General features: G+C 59.9%; 1 protein-coding gene and 1 pseudogene. One reads left to right on the forward strand and one right to left on the reverse strand.

From position 1 onward, the window contains the following. Positions 1-119, forward strand: a pseudogene (locus tag AC630_RS45010) (IS481 family transposase); the annotation flags it as partial. Here AC630_RS45010 and AC630_RS41580 read toward each other — a convergent pair. Beyond that, complete coding sequence (locus AC630_RS41580) at positions 116-1,252, reverse strand: lactonase family protein (RefSeq protein ID WP_074124206.1); 1,137 nt, start codon at positions 1,250-1,252, stop codon at positions 116-118. The pseudogene AC630_RS45010 and the gene AC630_RS41580 sit on opposite strands and share 4 nt — an antisense overlap. Positions 1,253-1,632: the final 380 nt, after the last annotated feature.

Consider the following 1,632-nt stretch of genomic DNA (forward strand, 5'->3'; position numbering starts at 1 on the left):
AGCTGCCGATCTGGCTCCACCAATACAACTGGCACCGGCCCCATGGCGGTATCGACTCACAAACGCCGATCAGCAGGCTCGGTTTGACCAAGGACAACCTCTTGAGGCTCCACACCTAGGCGCGGATCATGTCGACGATCTCGACCCAGTTCGGTTGCTGGCCCACCGGATATTGCTTGACGGTCTTCAGCTCGCCGTTGTTCTGGTCAATTGCATGGACGGTCAGGCTCGCTGAATCCATCCCCGCGGCCAGCAAGAACTTGCCACGTGGATCGATGCTGAAGCCGCGCGGGGTCTTCTCGGTCGGCCATTTTCCGATCCCGGTCAGCGTGCCCTTTTCGGGATCGACCTTGTACCCATGCAGCATGCTGGTCGTGCGGACGGCGCCGTAGAGGAATTTGCCGTTCGGCGTGACATGGATGTCGGAGGCGAAGGCCGAATCCTTCAGGTTGTAGTCGCCGGTGTCAACGAACCCCACCTCGGTCAGAGTGCCGGTGTCCTTGTTGATCGAATAGGTGCCGATTGTCGCGGTGGTCTCGGTGATGAGATACGCCCATTCGCCGTTCGGATGTATGGTGAAGTGGCGCGGGCCCGCGCCGGCCCTGACGGCGACCGTGGGCGGGTCATTGGGCGTCAGCATGCCAGTGCCGGCATCGAACTTGAACTGCATGACGTAGTCGGCCGAGAGCACCGGCACATAAACATGCCTGTTGCTGGCGTCAAAGAAGACACAGTGCGCCTTTGGCTTGGTGTCGATGATCTGGGTCGCCTTGTCTTCGACAACCGAGCGCGCGTCGATCGGGTAGACGGCCACCTTGGCGCCGGTATAGGACGCGCCCACCAGATGTTTGCCGGTCTTGTCCACGTTGATGTAGGCCATCTGATCGACCAGCGGCGTCGAGCCGAGATGGGTGAGCTTCCCGCTGGTGTGGTCGATGGAGAACGTCGAGACGGGATACGGCTCGCTGCGCAGTTGCGCGTAAATGTAGCGCTTGTTGGGGGGCAGCGCCATCGGCAGGCTGACCAGCGAGGTCTTCTCCGCGCCTGGCACTGGCGTCTTCTCGATCATGATGAGCTCCCCGGTGTCGCGGTTCATGCCGAGAACATAGATGTCCTTGGTGCCAGCGTTCGAGACGTAGACGAATGTTTCGGGACCATCAGTAGCCATCGACCTCTGCGCTCCGATCAGAGGAAGTGCACCGAGTGCAGCGATCCCGCCGAGCCCGATTTGCAATACGCGGCGTCGTCTCATGATGTCCTCCTACTATTGCAATTCTCGCGCGGCACGAGCCGCGGCTCGTCTCCCAGACTTTTCGACCGCCCCCTCCGAATGAATCTTATATCTGGAATTGGAATCGAGCATTCAAAATCAGTCCGCAAAGGCGCCGGGGCCTGGCGGTACCACCCACGTTGCTTGCCCGCGCCGACGAGTGATCGAATGACGAATGTCGATTGCTGCGGTGCATGAGTCAGGTCCTGGCCCTGAGCTGAAATCGCCGCAGCGCCGGCCGATGCCGCCTTTTGACCCTGGCTGTGTAGAAACACGAAAGATCGAAACGCGGCGAGAATTACATTCTTCATTTCGTGCTTTAAGTTGGTCGCGCTTGCGAGTTTGGGGGTTAAGAAGGTCGT

Source organism: Bradyrhizobium sp. AS23.2 (genome assembly GCF_001908185.1).
GTDB lineage: Bacteria > Pseudomonadota > Alphaproteobacteria > Rhizobiales > Xanthobacteraceae > Bradyrhizobium.